This is a genomic window from Allokutzneria sp. NRRL B-24872 (assembly GCF_002155965.1).
GTDB lineage: Bacteria > Actinomycetota > Actinomycetes > Mycobacteriales > Pseudonocardiaceae > Allokutzneria.
In genome coordinates this window covers 1-644 of sequence record NZ_MUMH01000314.1, presented here as the reverse complement: position 1 = coordinate 644, position 644 = coordinate 1, and the positions used below count along the sequence as shown (strand labels likewise).

The window sequence follows — 644 nt, the reverse complement described above, 5'->3', positions numbered from 1 at the left end:
TCGCTGGGCTATCTCGCGCATGAGCCGGTGCACCGCGCCTACCACCACCATGAGATGACCTTCTCGATGGTGTACGCGTACAGCGAGAACTATGTGCTGCCGATCTCGCATGACGAGGTGGTGCACGGCAAACGGGCTCGCTGGTGTCGAAGATGCCGGGCGACTGGTGGCAGCAGCGCGCCAACCACCGCGCGTACCTGGCTTCATGTGGGCCCACCCGGGCAAGCAACTGCTGTTCATGGGCCAGGAGTTCGCCCAGGGCGCCGAGTGGTCGGAGGCATACGGGCCCGACTGGTGGCTGCTGGACCCGTCGTACTCCGCCGAGCCCGACCACCGGGGCGTCCGCGATCTGGTCCGCGACCTGAACCAGGTGTACGCGGCCACGCCCGCGCTGTGGCAGCGGGACACCGACCCCGAAGGCTTCTCCTGGATCGAGGGCGACGCCCGCGAGGACAATGTCTTCGCCTTCCTCCGCTTCGACGCCGACGGCTCCCCGCTGCTCGCCATCAGCAACTTCTCCCCGGTGGTCCGCCAGGAGTACCGCATCGGGGCACCGGAGGCGGTGCCGGTGTGGCGCGAGGTTCTGAACACCGACGACGGCCGCTACGGCGGCAGCGGTGTGGCCAACGCCGAGCCGCTGAAGG

1 protein-coding gene is annotated in these 644 nt (G+C 68.6%); it reads left to right on the top strand.

The window, feature by feature from the left end; genetic code table 11:
* Positions 1-205: 205 nt before the first annotated feature.
* Positions 206-644 (top strand): alpha amylase C-terminal domain-containing protein (locus CCN37_RS37715; protein WP_246843554.1); only part of this gene is annotated, 439 nt, incomplete at its 3' end.